This window comes from Novosphingobium aerophilum (assembly GCF_014230305.1).
GTDB classification, from domain to species: domain Bacteria; phylum Pseudomonadota; class Alphaproteobacteria; order Sphingomonadales; family Sphingomonadaceae; genus Novosphingobium; species Novosphingobium aerophilum.
On sequence record NZ_JACLAU010000006.1, the window covers coordinates 26,846 to 42,083 of the forward strand.

A 15,238-nucleotide genomic window follows, 5' to 3' on the forward strand; every position below is an offset into this window, starting at 1 on the left:
CATGAACATGATGGCCCCGCTCACCACCGCGGAAACCCAACTGACCCGCACCGAGGTCGCCGGCCTGGTCGCGCTCGCCGCGCGCAGTGTCCCCCCGCTCTGGCCGCTGGAAAGCGCGATCGCGGTCAATCCGCTGGCCGGCTTCGAGGATCTGCCCTTCGCCGAGGCGGTGCACCGAGCCGCCCGGCGGTTCGGGGCCCGCGAAAGCCTGCCGCTGACCGCCTGGCGGGGGCTGCTGGCGACGGGCCGGATCGACCCCAAGGCGCTGCGCGACGCGGCGATCCGCGAGCTTGGCGGCATCTACGCCGCCGAAGCGCAGGTGGCGCCGGGGATCACGGCGCTCGACCTGCTGATGGCCCGCCTGGTTGACCTGCCCGCTTCCGGACCCGAGCCCGAGCAGGACTCCACCACGGCCGATGTCGCCTTCCTCGCCAAGTGGTGTGCCGCCTTCTTCGACCAGAGCCAGGCCGCCAGCCCGATGCCGCATCGCGATCTGGGGCTCTATCGCGCGGTTCTGGCGCTGGCCGGGCACGATCCGGACTATGCCCGCCTGACCGGCGCGCTCGGCGCCCAGTTGCTGCTGACCGTTTCGCGCGATCCGCTGACCGCGATTGCCGAGGGGCTGTCCGCGCTCGGCGTCAGCGAGGGAGACGAGGTCGACCACCTGGCCGATCTGGTCGCCCGCCTGCCCGGCTGGGCCGGTCACATCCGCTGGCGCGGTGAGCACACCGATCCCGCCAATGTCTCCGGCGCACCTGCGGGCATGGCCGATCTGATCGCGCTGTGGCTGCTGATCGAGCGCGCCGGGGCGCTTGCCCCCCGGACGGTGCCGCAGGCGACCGCGCACGTGGGTGCGGCCCGGCTCGCCGCCCACTTCGGGCTTGAAACGGCGGCGGTCGACGCCGCGCTGGCTGCCGCGCACGGAGCCTTCGGGCGGATTGCTGCCCTGACCGAGGGGGCGCTTGGCGCGCTGTTCATGACCGCCGCCGAATGGAGTTACCGCAACCAGTTGGTGCCCCGGCTCGAGGCCGCCGCGCTTGAGCGTGAGGCCGCCGCGCACCAGACCGCGGGCGCGGGTCCCGACGCCCAGTTGGTGTTCTGCATCGACGTCCGTTCCGAACCGTTCCGTCGCGCGCTGGAAGCCCAGGGGGCTTACCAGACGCTGGGCTATGCCGGGTTCTTCGGCCTGCCGATCGCGCTGCATCGCCACGGCGAGGAGCGCCGCAAGCGGTTCCTGCCGGTCCTGCTCGCCCCGCAGCACGATGTCGCGGAGGCGCCCGTCGCCGGACGCGAGGACGAGGCGGCGAGCCTGTCGGCCGAACTGGCGCGCGAGCAGCACACCGCGGCCCTGTTCGGCGCCGCCAAGCAGGGCACCGCGACCGCCTTCGCGACGGCCGAGGCCACCGGTCCGCTCGCCGGCCTGCTGATGGCAGCCCGCACGATCGGCCCGCGCGTGCTGGAGCGGGTGACCCGCTCGCTCACCCCGGACCGGGCATCGGCCCTGGCACCGGCGCTGGATTGCTGCCCGACGGACGGTCAGCGCCCCGCCTTCACCCTGGACGAGAAGATCGGCTATGCCTCGGCCCTGTTCCGCCTGACCGGGTTGACCCCGCAGACGGCGCGGCTGGTCGTGCTGGCCGGCCATGGCGGCAGCGCGGTGAACAACCCCTATGCTGCCGCGCTCGATTGCGGGGCCTGCGGTGGGCACAAGGGCGGCGCCAACGCCCGCATCCTGGTGGCCATGCTGAACGATCCCGCCGTGCGCGCGGGCATGGCCGCCCATGGCCTGGCTCTGCCCGAGACCACCGTGTTCCTGGCCGCCGAGCATGACACCACCACCGACGTGGTGACGATCTTCGATCGGGATCAGGTGCCGGCCAGCCATGCCGCCGATCTGGCCGCGCTGGAGACCAGCCTGGCCCGGGCCGGGGCCGTCAACCGCGCGCATCGCGCCGGGCTGCTCGGACGTTCGGCCGAGGATCTGCTGACCGGCGCGGTTCACTGGGGTGAGGTCCGGCCCGAATGGGGACTGGCCGGAAACGCCGCGTTCCTGGTCGGGCCGCGGGACTGGACCGCCGGGCTGGACCTGGAAGGCCGCACCTTCCTGCACAGCTATGACTGGCGCGCCGACGAGGATGCCACCGCTTTGACCACGATCCTTACCGCGCCGATGGTCGTCGCCCAGTGGATCAACTGCCAGTACCTGTTCTCGACGATCGACAACAGCCGCTACGGTTCGGGCGACAAGGTCACCCAGAACGTGCTGGGCGGGATCGGGGTGATCCAGGGCAATGGTGGCGACCTGCGCATTGGCCTGCCGCGCCAGTCGCTGTTCACCGATGCCGGCGATCCCTACCACGTGCCTCAGCGCCTGCTGACCGTGGTGCTGGCGCCGCTCGCCCGGGTCGAGGCGGTGATCCAGGCCAACGAGATCCTTGGCCGCCTGTTCGGCAACGGCTGGGTCCAGCTGGTGGTGATCGATCCGGAAACCGGCCGGACCCGCTGCTGGCGCCCCGCCGGCGATCCTGCGGCCGAGGGTTCGACGCTGCATTGATCCCCCCTTTCGAACACCCCTTAGTTCCGCCTCCCGTCCGGGGCGGACCCTGATCCAGGAGAATACCCGATGAGCCAGAACGTGTTTGCTCGGCTGCAACTGCACCGGCTGAGGAAGATCGAGATCGTCGTCCATGCCGAGGACCACAGCGCGGTCGAGGAGCTGCTCAAGACCGCCGGGGTCGGCGGCTGGACCATGATCCGCGACGTGGCCGGCATGGGGCATGGCGGGTTCCACCAGGGCCGCACCATCTTCAACGATCACACCGGGCTGGTGATGTTCGTCGGCGTGGCCGAGGCCGCCGTGATCAGCGAAGTCGCGATCGGCCTGTCCAGGCTGTTCGAGAGCCGCCCCGGCGTGACGTTCCTGTCCGATGTCGAAGTGATGCGCTCGGACTATTTTGCCAGCAGCACCAGCACGGCGGCCTGATCCGCCGCCTGTCCCATCTTGATCGGGCCCATCCTGATCCGGTCCCATCTTGATAAGGCCGGTCTTGATGGGGCCTATCTTGAAAGGGCTGGGCACTGCTCACAGGGGATCGCCCGGATGCGGCCCGGCGTGTTATGGCGCCGACATGGCCGAGCCGGCGATCCGCAAGATCATCCATGTCGACATGGACGCCTTCTATGCGTCGGTCGAGCAGCGTGATGATCCGGCCCTGCGCGGCCGCCCGGTGGCGGTCGGCTCGTCCGCCCGGCGGGGCGTGGTGGCCGCAGCCAGCTATGAGGCCCGTGCCTTCGGCGTGCGTTCGGCCCTGCCTTCGGTGACCGCCCTGCGGCGTTGCCCCGACCTGGTCTTCGTGCCACCCCGGTTCGAGGTCTATCGGGCCGTGTCGCGCCAGGTCCACGCGATCTTCGCCGAGTTCACCGATCTGGTCGAGCCGCTCGCGCTGGACGAGGCCTATCTGGACGTGACCGCGAACCGCGCCGGCCTGCCGAGCGCCTGGGCCACGGCCCGGGCGATCCGCGCCCGCATCCATGCCGAAACCGGTCTCACCGCCTCGGCCGGGGTGTCCTACAACAAGTTTCTCGCCAAGCTGGCCTCGGACCAGCGCAAGCCGAACGGGCAATTCGCGATCCAGCCGGGGGAAGGGGCAGCCTTCGTCGCCGCGTTGCCGGTCGATCGGTTCCACGGGGTGGGGCCAGCCACGGCGCGGCGCATGCACGAAGCCGGGATCCGCACCGGGGCCGATCTTCGCGCCTGGTCGCGCGAGGCGCTGGTCCATCGCTTCGGCAAGGCCGGCGGCTGGTATCATGGCCTGGCGCGCGGCGAGGACCACCGTCCGGTCAACCCACACCGTTTGCGCAAGTCGGTCGGCTCGGAAACCACCTTCGGTGCCGATCTGACCGATCCGGCCGCTATCGAACGCGGTGTGCTGGCCATGGCCGACGACGTCTGGGCCTGGTGCGAACGCACCGGGACCCGTGGGCGCACGGTCACGGTCAAGATCAAGTGGGCCGACTTCCGCCAATCCACCCGCAGCCATACGCCGGGCGGGGCGGTGACGAGCCGTGCCGAGCTGCATCGGGTCAGCCTGGCCTTGATCCGCAGCGTCCTGCCTGCGGCCCGCGGCATCCGGCTGGTGGGCGTGACCCTGTCGGGACTGGGCGGCCGGGCGGAGGATCCGGTCGCCCCCGAGCTCGCGCTGGCGGGCGATTGAACGGGGCAACGGGTGTGAGGGGCACGCGGCGTTGAGCCTGGGCCCGGCGATGACCGCGTCCCTTGGGTGGGCCGGGTCAGGCCGGGAGCGGTTCGGCGGAATCCGCCCCGCCTTCGGCCAGCAGCCCCAGGATGCAGTCCGCCATCGCCAGTTCGCCCTTGTGAGTCAGCCGGGCCCGCAGCAGCGCCGGATCGCTGCCGGCTTCGGGGAGATCGATCAGGTCCAGCCCGGCCAGAACGCTCAGCCAGCGCCGGATCGTGGCCGGGTAGGCGCCGCTTTCCTTGCACAACTGGGCAAAGGTCAGGTCGCGACCGGCGAGTAGGGCCTGGTACAGGGCCAGCAGGATGTCCCAGGCGGTTTCCCCGGCAAGGGCGAGCCCGAAGTTGTGCAAGCGCCTTTGCCGCATCGCCTGCAACCGGATCACCGCGTGCCGGAGCAACGCCGGGTTCGTCTCCGGCGGACCGGCGGGCGGTGGTGCCGGCCCGGACGCAACCGTGTCCCCTGCCCCCGTGTCCCCTTCCCCCGTGCCGGCCGCCTCGCGCCGCAGACGCATGGCCAGATCGAGCAGGCTCCTGCCCATCGCCTCCACCTCAGCGGCGTGGATCGGCATGCGGCATCCGGGCTCCGATTGGCACGCAGGAGCGGCATGATTCATAGCATGTTGGCCTGGCGCATGCTGAAGATGGCATTGTCGGCCACCACCAGGTGATCCTCCAGAGCGAGGTCGATGTTGGCGAGCAGAAAGGAAATGCGGCGCGTGGCGGCGATATCTTCGCTGCTGGGCCGGACGTCGCCCGACGGGTGATTGTGCATCAGCACCACGGCCCCGGCATCGAGCCCGATGGCTCGGCCGACCAGCTTGCGCAGGTTGCCGGCCACTCGATCCAGCGATCCTTCGGCCAGGGGTTCGTCGAAGATCAGTCGCCGGTCGGCGTCGAGCAGGGCCAGGTGGATGCGTTCGCGGCGCAGGCCCTTGAACAGCCCGACCACCCACTGCTGCAGCGAAAAGTCGGTCAGGTCGAACCGGATGCGCTGCACCTGTTCACTCAGGCCTTCCATGACCGCGGCCCGGGCCACGCCGAGCCGGTCGATCAAGTCGGGATCGTCGAGCACCCGGGCGAGGGCCGAGGGCGGCGCGCCCAGCACACTGCCGATCGATCCGAACGCGGCCATCAGTCCGGTCGCGAGGCGTTCGGCCCCCGCGGGGTCACCCCCGATCAGCTTGGCGAGAAGGGCCCGCTGGCGCGCGAAGACGTCCGCCGGCGATGGCCAAGCGTTCCGATGAGCAGCAGGACCAGGACCGCCCAGGTCGGCCCGCTCTTCATCCAGGCGTAGACAATCGGCCGGACGTCCAGCTCGAGCATCCGCACGAAATGCGCTCCGACGCTCAGCAGTTGAAAGGCTGCCGCCCATAGTGGCCAGACCCTCTTCGTGTAGATCCCCAACAGGGAGAAACCTGCGAAACCGATCAGGTCTTCCGCGAAAGCGACCGGATCGAGTTCATGGAACACGCCGACCTGCTGCGTTCGCCCGGCCAGCGCCATGGCGTACATCGCGGCGATGACCTTTGCCCCGTATCGCTCTGCCATACCGCCGAACCAGTAGGCGTACAGCACCGCGACGGTGGCAAAGGCCATGCTCAGCATGATCAGGATCATGCCCCAGAATGTTGCCGTCGGCGCGCTGTGGTCAAGCGGCCTGTGCCACCTCGAAGCTTTCGAGCGCGGACTTCGGCTTGGGCGTGAGCGGGAAATCGCAGCGCTCCTCGGCCACCTTGTACAGCTCCTCGTGGGCCCGGATCGCGTCGGCGCGGGCCGCGATCAGCGTCTGGCCGGCCTTGACCAGGCGCATCAGCGCGACATGGCCGACCACCAGCGGCGTGTCGGTATCGATCCGGGCCTGGGCCAGGGTGGCGCCCAGCGCACACTGTGCGGCGAGGGCGGTGTCGAGGGCATCCTCGAACTGCTTCAGATCGCGCGCAATGCGCAGGGCGGCAATGTCAGGTGTCATCATGGTCGCGTCTCCGGTTGGGCCCGGCACGATGGTCCCGGCGCCCAGGGTTGCGGAGATTGCCGTCAGAGCAGTTCGCCCAGCATCTGGGCCATGGCCATGAGCGCGAGGGCAAGCATCGCGATCGCAACCGCCAGGGCGGGAATGGCCAGAATGCGCCACAGCCGCCCGAACCGTTCGTCCAGAACCTCCGAGACCGCTCCGGCAGGCCCGTTTCCGTAAAGCGACGGAGGGACGATGATCGTCCCGCTGTCCCTCAGCGTAAACGTGGCAGCCGCGGGTGGTTCCGGGGTCCGGACTAGCGGGGCTGGTCCGGGCCTGACCACCGCCTCAAATCCACATGTGGATTCTCTACAGGTGGCGAGGAGGGCGGCATAAGTGCGGGCGGCGGCGTTCCGGTCAGCCGCATTCAGCTTGGTGCGGGCCGACTTCAGCCGCTGGTCGACGGCGCTCAGCGTGATGCCAAGGTCATGCGCGATCAGCTTCAGCGGCTTGTGCAGCAGCAACTGGTCCAGCACCTCGCGTTCCTTGGGGGACAGTCGATCGAGCTGCGCCTGCGCCTGCGCCTGGGTCTGCGGATCGGGCAGCATGTCTGGTGCCATCGGTCTGTATTCCTGCTGCAAGCCGGGTGGACCTGTCGCGGATCCCTTGCCCGGTGATCCTTAGCCCCGCCACCGGGCAGAGGCAATTCGTGGGGTCAGCCCGGCAGGGGCCCCGCATCGCCGGCGCCATCGGGATCGATCGGCATGTCCTCCGGACCGGCATCGGCTTCGAGCGATTCCAGCGCATTGCACAGGTGGATCGCGACATAGGGCAGTCCCAGCGCATCGGACCGGGCGAGCAGCCCGCGAATCGCCTCGGCCAGCTCGATCAATTCCACGGGACGGGGTTGGGCAGAATGATCCGGCACACACGGCTCCTTCTGGCGGCGTCCGGCAGGACGCGGCCGACTCGATCACACCTGCCCCGGTTTGTATCGTCCGCGGATAGAAAATACAGCGCCGCGTGACCTTGGGGCAGGGTGGGTCCGCTGCCGCGATATCCTGGGCCTCAAGGCCGGAGCAGTTCATCCCGCCGAGCCGCTATCCCAAGATATCTATTTGACACATATGTTGTTTTTGACGCCGGCTGGACCCTGTCCGGGGCCTTGGCCTTAGCCAAAGTTAATGATCCCCGATCGCTACAAGGGAGGACCGGACGTGAAGCGACGGAGTGTAGCATGGGCCGCAACGGCGGCTTCACCGGGCAGGTGGTGTTCAGCGCGGCAACCGCGGCCGTGCCCGAGCCCGCCACCTGGGCGATGATGATGCTGGGGCTCGGCGCGGTTGGCTTCGCCCCCCGCCGCAGCCGTACCCCGGCGCGGCTAGCCGGCGAACGCCGCCTGTCGATCGCCTGATCCGGCTGCCTGATCCAATTGCCCGATCCGATGACCGGGGCGGGCGTCAGGCCCGGCTCAGCCGAACTTGCGGGCCAGGACCGCAGCCACCGCCTCGGCATCGGCCGGTTCGATCGGAGCCTTGTAGACGTTGACCATCTTGGCCACCTCGTCCTTCCAGAACTGCGCGCCCTTGCCGCGCGGCTGGGTGACGAGGTACTCCAGCGAGTGGCACGCCGTGCAGTGATTGACCACGGCTTCGCCCTCGGCATCGGCAAGGTCCTCGGGAATCGTCTCCTCGGGCAGGGTGAAGGTCACCGGCCGGGCGGCGGGGGCTTTCCCCCGCGGACCGGGAGCGGCCAGTCCGGCAGAGGCCATGGCCAGCCCCGCCAGGGCCGCCGTCGCGGCCAGGATCAGCCCCGCGCCCCGCATCACGCCGCCTCCACGGTCAGGCTTTCGACCACGTTGCGCATATAGCCCGAGGGCTGCCAGCGCGGTTCGAGCGGCTGCGCCTCGCCATCGCCGGCAAAGGCGCGGACCATCAGCCGGTGCCGCCCGGCCGGCAGGGTGATCCCCAGGCGCCATTCGCGGAACGAAAAGCGCCCCAGGTCCTCGCCGAGCCGCGCCTCGCTCCAGCCCTGGCCGCCATCGGAAGAGACCAGCACCCGTGCGATCCCCGCCCCGCCGCTGAACGCGATGCCGCGCAGCTCGGTGGTCGCCCCGGCCGCGACGCGCTGCCCGTCGGTGTGGCTGGTCACGAAGGAGCGCACGTTCATCCGCCCGATCGGCCGGGTCTTGTCGGGCTTCTGTCCGGGCACGACGCAGGTGCAGTCGTTGTCGGGAATGCGGTAGGCGGTTTTCATCCAGTACCCGTCGAACGGCGTGTCGCGCACCATGATCTCGTTCAGGTGCTTGACCCAGTAGGTGCCATAGTGCCCCGGCACGACCAGGCGCAGCGGATAGCCGTTGAGGAAGGGCAGGTCGGCCCCGTTCATCGCATAGGCGACCAGCACCTCGCCGTCGCGGGCGTGATCGATGCCCAGCGCCTTGACGAAATCGGGCATGGCGTCGAGCGGCGGCCCGTCCAGCCCGTTGAAGGTCACCTCGACCGCGCCGGCACGCAACCCGGCCCGGTCGAGCAGGGCCCGCAGCGGCACGCCCCGCCACCGCGCATTGCCCATGGCCCCGTTGCCCAACTGGCCGCCGGCGACCCGGGGATCGACGAAGCCGCGGCTGTTGCCCGAACACTGGTTCACCGCCACCACCTCGCTTGCCGCGAAGTCGCGCTTCAGGCTGGCCAGCGAGAGGGTCAGCGGGCGTTCGACATGGCCGCCGATGGTCAGCCGGAATCCGGCCGGATCGATCTCCAGCGGCAGTTCGGACAAGTGATACCTAACGAAGAAGGCATCGTTGGGGGTGATCACCCCTTCGTTGAACACCGCGAAGGGGGTTTCCAGCTGCGGCGGGCGGCTGGTCAGCAGGATCATCTCGCGCTTGCCGGGCAGCTGGATCAGCGGGCGCGTGCCGTTGGCGAAGGGCATCTGGACCGTGCGGTGGACGCTCTGCGCGAGGCCACGCAGGGGTGCCGCAGCCGCGGCAAGCCCGGCGGCGGACAGCAGCGAACGGCGATCGAAGGCGGTCATGTCGGATCCATAGAAGGGGTCCGCACCGCGCCGGGAGAGGGCTTGGCCCCGGGGCGGCGAAGCGGGGGCGGGCCCTCACCGGCACAAAGCGGCAAGGCGCTGCGATGGTGGGGCAATTCTTGGAATTCGGCAACCACCATATGCATGGCAGACAAGTCCGGTCGGGTCGACGGCTCAGTGCGGCCGGTCCGCCGCGATGGTCAGCCGCCTTGCGGATTTTCAGGCCATGACTGTCCCCCCATCCCGGCCCTTGGCCGCCTTGGTCACGGCCCCCGGGCTAGCGCCAGGAAACCACGAAGCCGCAGGCCTGATCGCCCCAGCCGACGCATCGCTCATGCCGAACCACCGCGCGCGCCGCGACGAGACGGCGGAACAGGGCGGTGAACACCCCGCAGTGCCAGGGACAGCCCGGCATGGCGACCGGGTTCGCGGCGATCTCCAGCCGCACGCGCCCCGGCCCGACGCGGGCGCTGAAGGTGCCCGATCCGGCGAAGGTCCAGGCGTGCCGGGCGATTGCGCGCACCAGGATGCGTGCCGCCCAGCCGGCGGGGAGCCGGCGCAACAGCCATTGCACCGCGCGCGGAATGCGGTGGGCCAGCAGGTAGTCCGCGGTCCGCTCGCCGGCCCGCCATGACAGGTCTTCCCAGTCCGCGGCATAGCGGTCCATCACCGTGCGGTGCAGCGCCGCCGCCTCGCGCTCGTCGGTCATCCGGGAGGGCGGGCGGTCCAGGTAACAGGCCAGTCCGGCGGCGCGCAGGGTCGCGGCCTCGGCGGCTGCGCCATGGGCTTCGCGCAGCACCGCAGCCAGCTGGATAATCGCGTTCGGGCCGACCTTGCCGGGGCCGGCGGGCGCCGCCAATGCGGCCGCCGGCGGGCTCATAGGTGGACACGGCCTTTCGCGCCGGGGTCGGGCGGCGGCCCGGCCGGGGCGAAGGCGTCGGCCGCCTCGTCGCTCAACTGCTGGTCGCCCCCGCCGCAGGCCTTGATCACCCCGGCCGCATCATGGACCACCGCCCCGCGTTCCGCCGCCTTGCGGCTGCGCTCGGCCGCGGCCTGCCAGTCGGCGGTCTGCGCCGGGGCCAGGGTGCGGCTGCGGTCGAACTGGAAGTCCACTTTCTTGCGCGATTGCGGCCCCCAGTAGTTGACCCGGCCCAGATCGTAGAAGGTCCGCTGGAACCCGGCCTTGAGGAAGGCCTTGAGGCAGCCCAGCAGGTACTTGCGGCGATATCCGGTGCCCTGCCACGGGTAAGAGAACAGCGCCTTGCGCATGTAGAACCGGCGGTAGTTGTTCATCACCCGGTCGAGCAGCTCGCCCCGCTCCATCGCCGCCGGCTTGATGATCGGGGTGACGAAATTGTACTTGTCGAAGTCGTGGATCTCCACCTTGTCACCCAGCTCCTCGAACAGGTTGGAGAAGGGCCAGGGGGTGTACATCGACCAGTTGGCCAGGTCCGGCTTCCAGTCCTGCGCCATGCGGTAAGTCTCTTCCAGCGTCTCCGCCGTCTCGTTTTCCAGCCCGACGATGAACTGCGCCTCGACCAGGATGTCGGCCTCGCGCAGCAGGCGGATCGCCTTCTTGTTCTGCTCGACCGTGGTTTCCTTGTTGAACAGGTCCAGCTTGAGCTGCGCCGCCGCCTCGGTGCCGAGCGAGACGTGGACCAGCCCGGCCTGGCGGTAGAGCGCCAGATAGGCCTCGTCGCGCAGGATGTCGGTGACGCGGGTGTTGATCCCCCACTGGACCCGTTCGGGCAGGCCGCGCGCGATCAGCTCCTCACAAAAGGCGATGAACTTCTTGCGGTTGATGGTCGGTTCCTCGTCGGCCAGGATGAAGAAGCCCACCTCGTGGTCGTTCACCAGGGTCTCGATCTCGTCGACCACGGCCTTGGGGTCGCGGATGCGATAGTCGCGCCAGAACTTCCACTGCGAACAGAACGAACAGGTGAAGGGGCAGCCGCGGGCCATGTTGGGGATCGCCACCCGCTTGCCCAGCGGGATGTAGACGTATTTGTCCCACTGCAGGATGCCCCAGTCGGGCTTGATCTTCTCCAGGTCCTTGACCGTGGGCGCGGCCTTGGTGGCGATGATGTCGGCCCCGTCCAGGAAGGCCAGCCCCTCGATGGCATGGCGGGCGAGCGGCCAGCGGCCTTCGTCGATCGCGCGGATCAGGTCGAGCAGGATCTCCTCGCCCTCGCCGCGCACGATCACGTCGATCCACGGCGCCTCGGTCAGGACCTGCTTGAACATGAAGGTGGCGTGGACCCCGCCCAGCATGGTGACGATCGCCGGGGACACCGCCTTGGCCAGGCGGAGCACCTCCTCGGCCTTGTAGATCGACGGTGTGATGGCCGTGGTGCCGACCACATCGGGCTTCAGCGCGCGGATTCGCGCCTCAAGCTCGGCATCGTCGACGTGGTCGGTCATCGCGTCGATGAAATGCACGTCGTCATAACCGGCGCCGCGCAGCGCCCCGGCGAGATAGGCGGCCCAGGCGGGGGGCCAGTTGCCGGCGATCTCTGCGCCACCGGAGTGATAATTGGGATGGACCAGCAGGATGCGCATAGGATTGTCTCGCCGATTGGACAGCCTCAACCATCCACGCGACTGGACAATCGATCATTGATCCAGCGCAAGCGCGGGGCCGCCCGGTCGTTTCGGGCCAGGGCCAGCCCCGACAGGCCAGCCGGCGCAGCCCCGACCCCGCCGCGCAGAGGCTAAATTATACAGTGATAAATTTTGAATTGCACAGTGTATAATTTTGCTCTAGCTTCGACTTGGTGTGAAGGGAGTGGCTGGATGGAATCGGTCCTGTTCGTCGCCGTGGTGGTCATGGGCATCATGCTGGCCGACCAGCGCAAGCGGCTCGCCTCGCTGGAGCGGCAACTGCGTGAAGAACCCTGGCGCGACCTGACCGCGACCGAGGTCCCGTCCGAAGCCTTCCGCCCGGACACGGCGCCGCCAATCCGCGCGACCGGCGAGGACCCCGTTGCGGCTGGCCCCGTTGCGACTGACCCTGCCGTGGCCGACCCCGGGGACCATGCCACGACGCCGGTCGCCGTGGCTCCGGCCGAAGCCCGCCCGCCCGCCCGGCAGCCCGACCGACAGCCCGCCAGGGTGGTGGCCCGTGCCAAGTCCGCGGGGGCGTCCGTCCCGGCTGTCTCCCGGCCGGCCACGGTCCAACCCGCCGCCCAGGACGCTGCCCAGGACATGGCCCTGGCCATGGCCGCACCCGTCCCGGGCAGTCCCGAGTGGGCGCCATTGGCGCAGCCGGACAGTGCGGCCGGACCCGCGGCGACAGGCTTTGCCGTCAACTTCGAGGACCTGTTCGGCCGCAAGCTGCCGATCTGGGCCGGCGGCCTGACCCTGCTCGTCGCGGCGGTGTTCCTGGTGCGCTACTCGATCGAATCCGGCCTGCTTTCGCCGCTGGTGCGGGTCGTGCTCGGCGGCCTGTTCGGTGCGGCGCTGGTCGGTGCGGCCGAAATCGCCCGGCGCCGGGCCGAATGGATCGACGATCCGCGGGTGGCGCAGGCGCTGGCCGGGGCCGGGATCGGCGCGCTCTATGCCGCCACGCTGGCGGCGGCCAACCTCTACGCCCTGATCGGCCCGGCCAGCGCCTTTGCCGGGCTGACCGCGATCACCCTTGCCGCGGGCGTCCTCGCCTTGCGGTTCGGCCCGCCCTGCGCCGTGCTGGGCCTGGTCGGCGGACTCGCCGCGCCGGCGCTGGTTCACGCCGCTCAGCCCAATGCCCCGCTGCTGGCGGGCTACATCGGCGTGCTGGTGGCCGGGCTGGCCCTCCTCTCGCGGCGCCAGCGCTGGGCGTGGCTCGGCATCCTGGCCCTGATCGGCGGCGCCGCGTGGAGCACGGTGATGATCGCCATGGGGGCGCTCGAGTCCGCCGGAGTCGTCGCCGTCGGCCTGCTGATCCTGGCGCTCTCGCTGGCCCTTCCGGCGCTTCCCGCCGAAGTGGCCGGGGCGCAGCGCGACGGGATCACGCTGCGGCTGGTTTCGGCGGCGGTCGGGGCGCTGCAACTGGCGCTGCTGGTGGCCACGGGCGGCTTCACCCTGCTGACCTGGGGACTTTACGCCCTGCTCTCGCTGGCGGTCCTGTGGCTGGGCCACAGGGTCCCGGCGATCCGGGCCGTGGTGGCGGTGCCCCTGCTGACCGCGCTGGGCCTGCTGCTGCTGTGGACCCAGCCCCAGGCCTGGTCCTTCGCCCTGGTGCTGGGCGGGATCGCGGCGATCTATGGGGGCCACGCCCTGTGGCGGCTGCGGACCGCGGCCGAACTCCCGCTGGCCCTGCTCGACGCGGTGGGACTGGCGGCCGTGGCCTTGGGCGGCTTCGTCGCGGTCCAGGTGCAGTTCAGCCCGACCGGGCCGGTCTCGGCGCAGATCGCGCTGCTGCTGGGCCTGCTGCCGGCGGCCGGGGCGGCCATGCTGTGGGGCCTGGCGCGGCAGCCGGGCGGGCGCTGCTTCGCCCTGACGGCGGGCTGTGCGGCCCTGCTGCTCGCGGTCGCCCTGCTCTCGGCCGCGCCCGGGTGGTCGGCTCCGGCGTGCCTGGGCGCGGTGTCCCTGCTCAGCCTGGGTCTGGCCTTGCGGGCCGGTAACTGGGACCTGCGCTTTGGCGCCCTGGCGTTCCAGGTCGCGGCCCTGTTCGCGCTCGGGTTCACCGGCCATGCCGATGCGGAGGTCCTGCGCCTGCTGGAACAGGCCCCGCAGCCCGATCTGGTCCAGGCCCTGGTCCGCTGGAGCGGTGCGGCCCTGTCCGCGGCGGCCATGGCCTGGGGCATGCGGCGCGCGCCGTCCGAAGGTGGTCTGGTCGGGCCCGGGCAGGTGGTCGCCACCTTGGTCGCCTATGGGCTGGTCGCACAGATCGTGCCCGCCGACTGGCTGGGGCTGACCGCTGCCGCGGCCGTGCTGCTGGGGCAGTTGCTGCGCGAGCGCCGGCCCGATCTGGCCTCTCTCACCGTTGGCGCCACGCTGGGCGGACTGGCCGCGCTGTGGGCGCTGGTTCCGGCCGCGCATTGGCTGGGCAGCGTTATGGCTTCGCTTGGGGGAGAGCCTGTCCTGGTCACGGCGCTGCCCGGACCGGGCGAAGCCCTGCGGCGCCTGCTGGGTCCCGCCCTGCTGATCGGCCTGGCCCTGCACCGGGCCGGGGCGACGATCCCGTCCGCCCCGCGTCGTCTGGCGCAGGGCTGCGTGGGGACCGGCGTGCTGATCGCCATCCATGTGCTTTACAAGCAGCTCTTCGCGATCGCCTCGGCCGACCGGTTCACCGCGCTGGGCCTGGCGGAGCGGACGGTGTGGGAGCTGCTGCTGGTCGCCGGCGGTGCGATGGCATGGCGCTGGGCTCGCCGGGCGCAGGCCGATGCCGGTCGACCGGTCGCCGCGCTGGCGCTGATCGGGGCGGCACTGGGCCATGGGCTGGGCTATACCGTGCTGCTGCACAACCCGCTGTGGGCCGATCAGGCGATCGGCGCCTGGCCCGTCGCCAACCTGCTGATCCCGGCTTACGGCGGCCTGTTCGCGGCCCTCTGGCTGCTCCCCCAGGCGCTAAAGCCGGATGGCGTCTCCGCCTCCCGGCGGCTCGCCACCGGCCTCGCGGTCGCCCGGATGGGGCTGATCGGCCTGTTCGTCCTCACCAGCCTGCGCCAGCTCTTCGCGGGGAGCCTGCCCGCGACGGTCGCGGTCGGTTCGGCCGAGGACATCGCCTGGTCGCTGGCGGCCGTGGCCCTGGCCATCGGCTACCTGCTCTGGGGTATCCGCAAGGCCGATCGCACCTGGCGGCTCGGTTCGCTGGTCCTGATGCTCGGCGCGGTCGGCAAGGTCTTCCTGTTCGACGCCTCCGGGCTCGAGGGGCTGGCCCGGATCGCCTCGTTCCTCGCGCTCGGCTTCAGCCTGATCGGGATCGGCTGGCTCTACAGCCGTTATCTCAAGGCCGATGCCCAGGCGATCGGGGGCTGACCCCGATTTGCCAAAATCTGATGCCACAATGACTCGGT

The 15,238-nt window shown here is 70.4% G+C and carries 14 protein-coding genes and 1 pseudogene; 5 read left to right on the top strand and 10 right to left on the bottom strand.

What is annotated here, in order from left to right; translation table 11 throughout:
* The first annotated feature begins 1 nt into the window (after position 1).
* The 3 genes from H7F49_RS06155 to dinB all read left to right on the top strand — a co-directional run bounded on the left by H7F49_RS06155 (position 2) and on the right by dinB (position 4,214).
* On the top strand, positions 2-2,554 hold the full coding sequence (locus H7F49_RS06155) for a DUF2309 domain-containing protein (RefSeq protein ID WP_185682701.1): 2,553 nt from the start codon (positions 2-4) through the stop codon (positions 2,552-2,554).
* Between the two features lie 69 nt (positions 2,555-2,623).
* Positions 2,624-2,983, top strand: a complete 360-nt coding sequence (locus H7F49_RS06160; protein ID WP_185682702.1) for a P-II family nitrogen regulator — start codon at positions 2,624-2,626, stop codon at positions 2,981-2,983.
* A gap of 145 nt (positions 2,984-3,128) precedes the next feature.
* A complete protein-coding gene (gene dinB, locus H7F49_RS06165; protein WP_185682703.1) occupies positions 3,129-4,214 on the top strand; it encodes a DNA polymerase IV in 1,086 nt (361 codons plus the stop codon).
* A 76-nt stretch (positions 4,215-4,290) separates the two neighbouring features.
* Here dinB and H7F49_RS06170 read toward each other — a convergent pair whose 3' ends face one another.
* The 6 genes from H7F49_RS06170 to H7F49_RS06195 all read right to left on the bottom strand — a co-directional run bounded on the left by H7F49_RS06170 (position 4,291) and on the right by H7F49_RS06195 (position 7,134).
* Positions 4,291-4,824, bottom strand: coding sequence for a hypothetical protein (locus H7F49_RS06170; protein ID WP_185682704.1), 534 nt, complete (start codon positions 4,822-4,824; stop codon positions 4,291-4,293).
* A 41-nt stretch (positions 4,825-4,865) separates the two neighbouring features.
* A complete protein-coding gene (locus tag H7F49_RS06175; protein ID WP_185682705.1) occupies positions 4,866-5,387 on the bottom strand; it encodes a JAB domain-containing protein in 522 nt (173 codons plus the stop codon).
* Between the two features lie 44 nt (positions 5,388-5,431).
* A complete protein-coding gene (locus H7F49_RS06180; protein WP_185682706.1) occupies positions 5,432-5,872 on the bottom strand; it encodes a hypothetical protein in 441 nt (146 codons plus the stop codon).
* A gap of 31 nt (positions 5,873-5,903) precedes the next feature.
* Positions 5,904-6,227 (bottom strand): hypothetical protein, encoded by a 324-nt coding sequence (locus H7F49_RS06185; RefSeq protein WP_185682707.1) that lies wholly within the window; start codon positions 6,225-6,227, stop codon positions 5,904-5,906.
* Positions 6,228-6,289: 62 nt separating this feature from the next.
* Positions 6,290-6,826 carry a sigma factor-like helix-turn-helix DNA-binding protein gene (locus tag H7F49_RS06190; protein WP_185682708.1) on the bottom strand — a complete coding sequence of 179 codons (537 nt, stop codon included), beginning with the start codon at positions 6,824-6,826 and terminating at the stop codon, positions 6,290-6,292.
* Positions 6,827-6,921: 95 nt separating this feature from the next.
* The gene (locus tag H7F49_RS06195) at positions 6,922-7,134 is read right to left on the bottom strand and encodes a hypothetical protein (protein WP_185682709.1); all 213 of its coding nucleotides are present in this window, start codon (positions 7,132-7,134) and stop codon (positions 6,922-6,924) included.
* A gap of 360 nt (positions 7,135-7,494) precedes the next feature.
* Between H7F49_RS06195 and H7F49_RS06200 the strand changes: the two are divergent.
* A pseudogene (locus tag H7F49_RS06200) lies at positions 7,495-7,620 on the top strand (PEPxxWA-CTERM sorting domain-containing protein); the annotation flags it as partial.
* A gap of 57 nt (positions 7,621-7,677) precedes the next feature.
* Here the strand turns inward: H7F49_RS06200 and sorB are convergent.
* The 4 genes from sorB to bchE form a co-directional block, all read right to left on the bottom strand.
* A complete protein-coding gene (gene sorB / locus H7F49_RS06205; protein ID WP_185682816.1) occupies positions 7,678-8,031 on the bottom strand; it encodes a SorB family sulfite dehydrogenase c-type cytochrome subunit in 354 nt (117 codons plus the stop codon).
* Positions 8,031-9,242, bottom strand: a complete 1,212-nt coding sequence (sorA, locus tag H7F49_RS06210; RefSeq protein ID WP_185682711.1) for a SorA family sulfite dehydrogenase catalytic subunit — start codon at positions 9,240-9,242, stop codon at positions 8,031-8,033. Before sorA ends, sorB begins: the two co-directional genes overlap by 1 nt.
* 277 nt (positions 9,243-9,519) lie before the next feature.
* Entirely contained in the window at positions 9,520-10,122 is a 603-nt protein-coding gene (gene bchJ, locus H7F49_RS06215; RefSeq protein ID WP_185682712.1) for a bacteriochlorophyll 4-vinyl reductase, read from the bottom strand.
* Positions 10,119-11,801: a magnesium-protoporphyrin IX monomethyl ester anaerobic oxidative cyclase gene (gene bchE, locus H7F49_RS06220; RefSeq protein ID WP_185682713.1), complete on the bottom strand. Its 1,683-nt coding sequence runs from the start codon at positions 11,799-11,801 to the stop codon at positions 10,119-10,121. Before bchE ends, bchJ begins: the two co-directional genes overlap by 4 nt.
* A 234-nt stretch (positions 11,802-12,035) precedes the next feature.
* Here bchE and H7F49_RS06225 point away from each other — a divergent pair, with 234 nt between their 5' ends.
* Entirely contained in the window at positions 12,036-15,200 is a 3,165-nt protein-coding gene (locus H7F49_RS06225) for a DUF2339 domain-containing protein (protein ID WP_185682714.1), read from the top strand.
* The last annotated feature ends 38 nt before the right edge of the window (positions 15,201-15,238 follow it).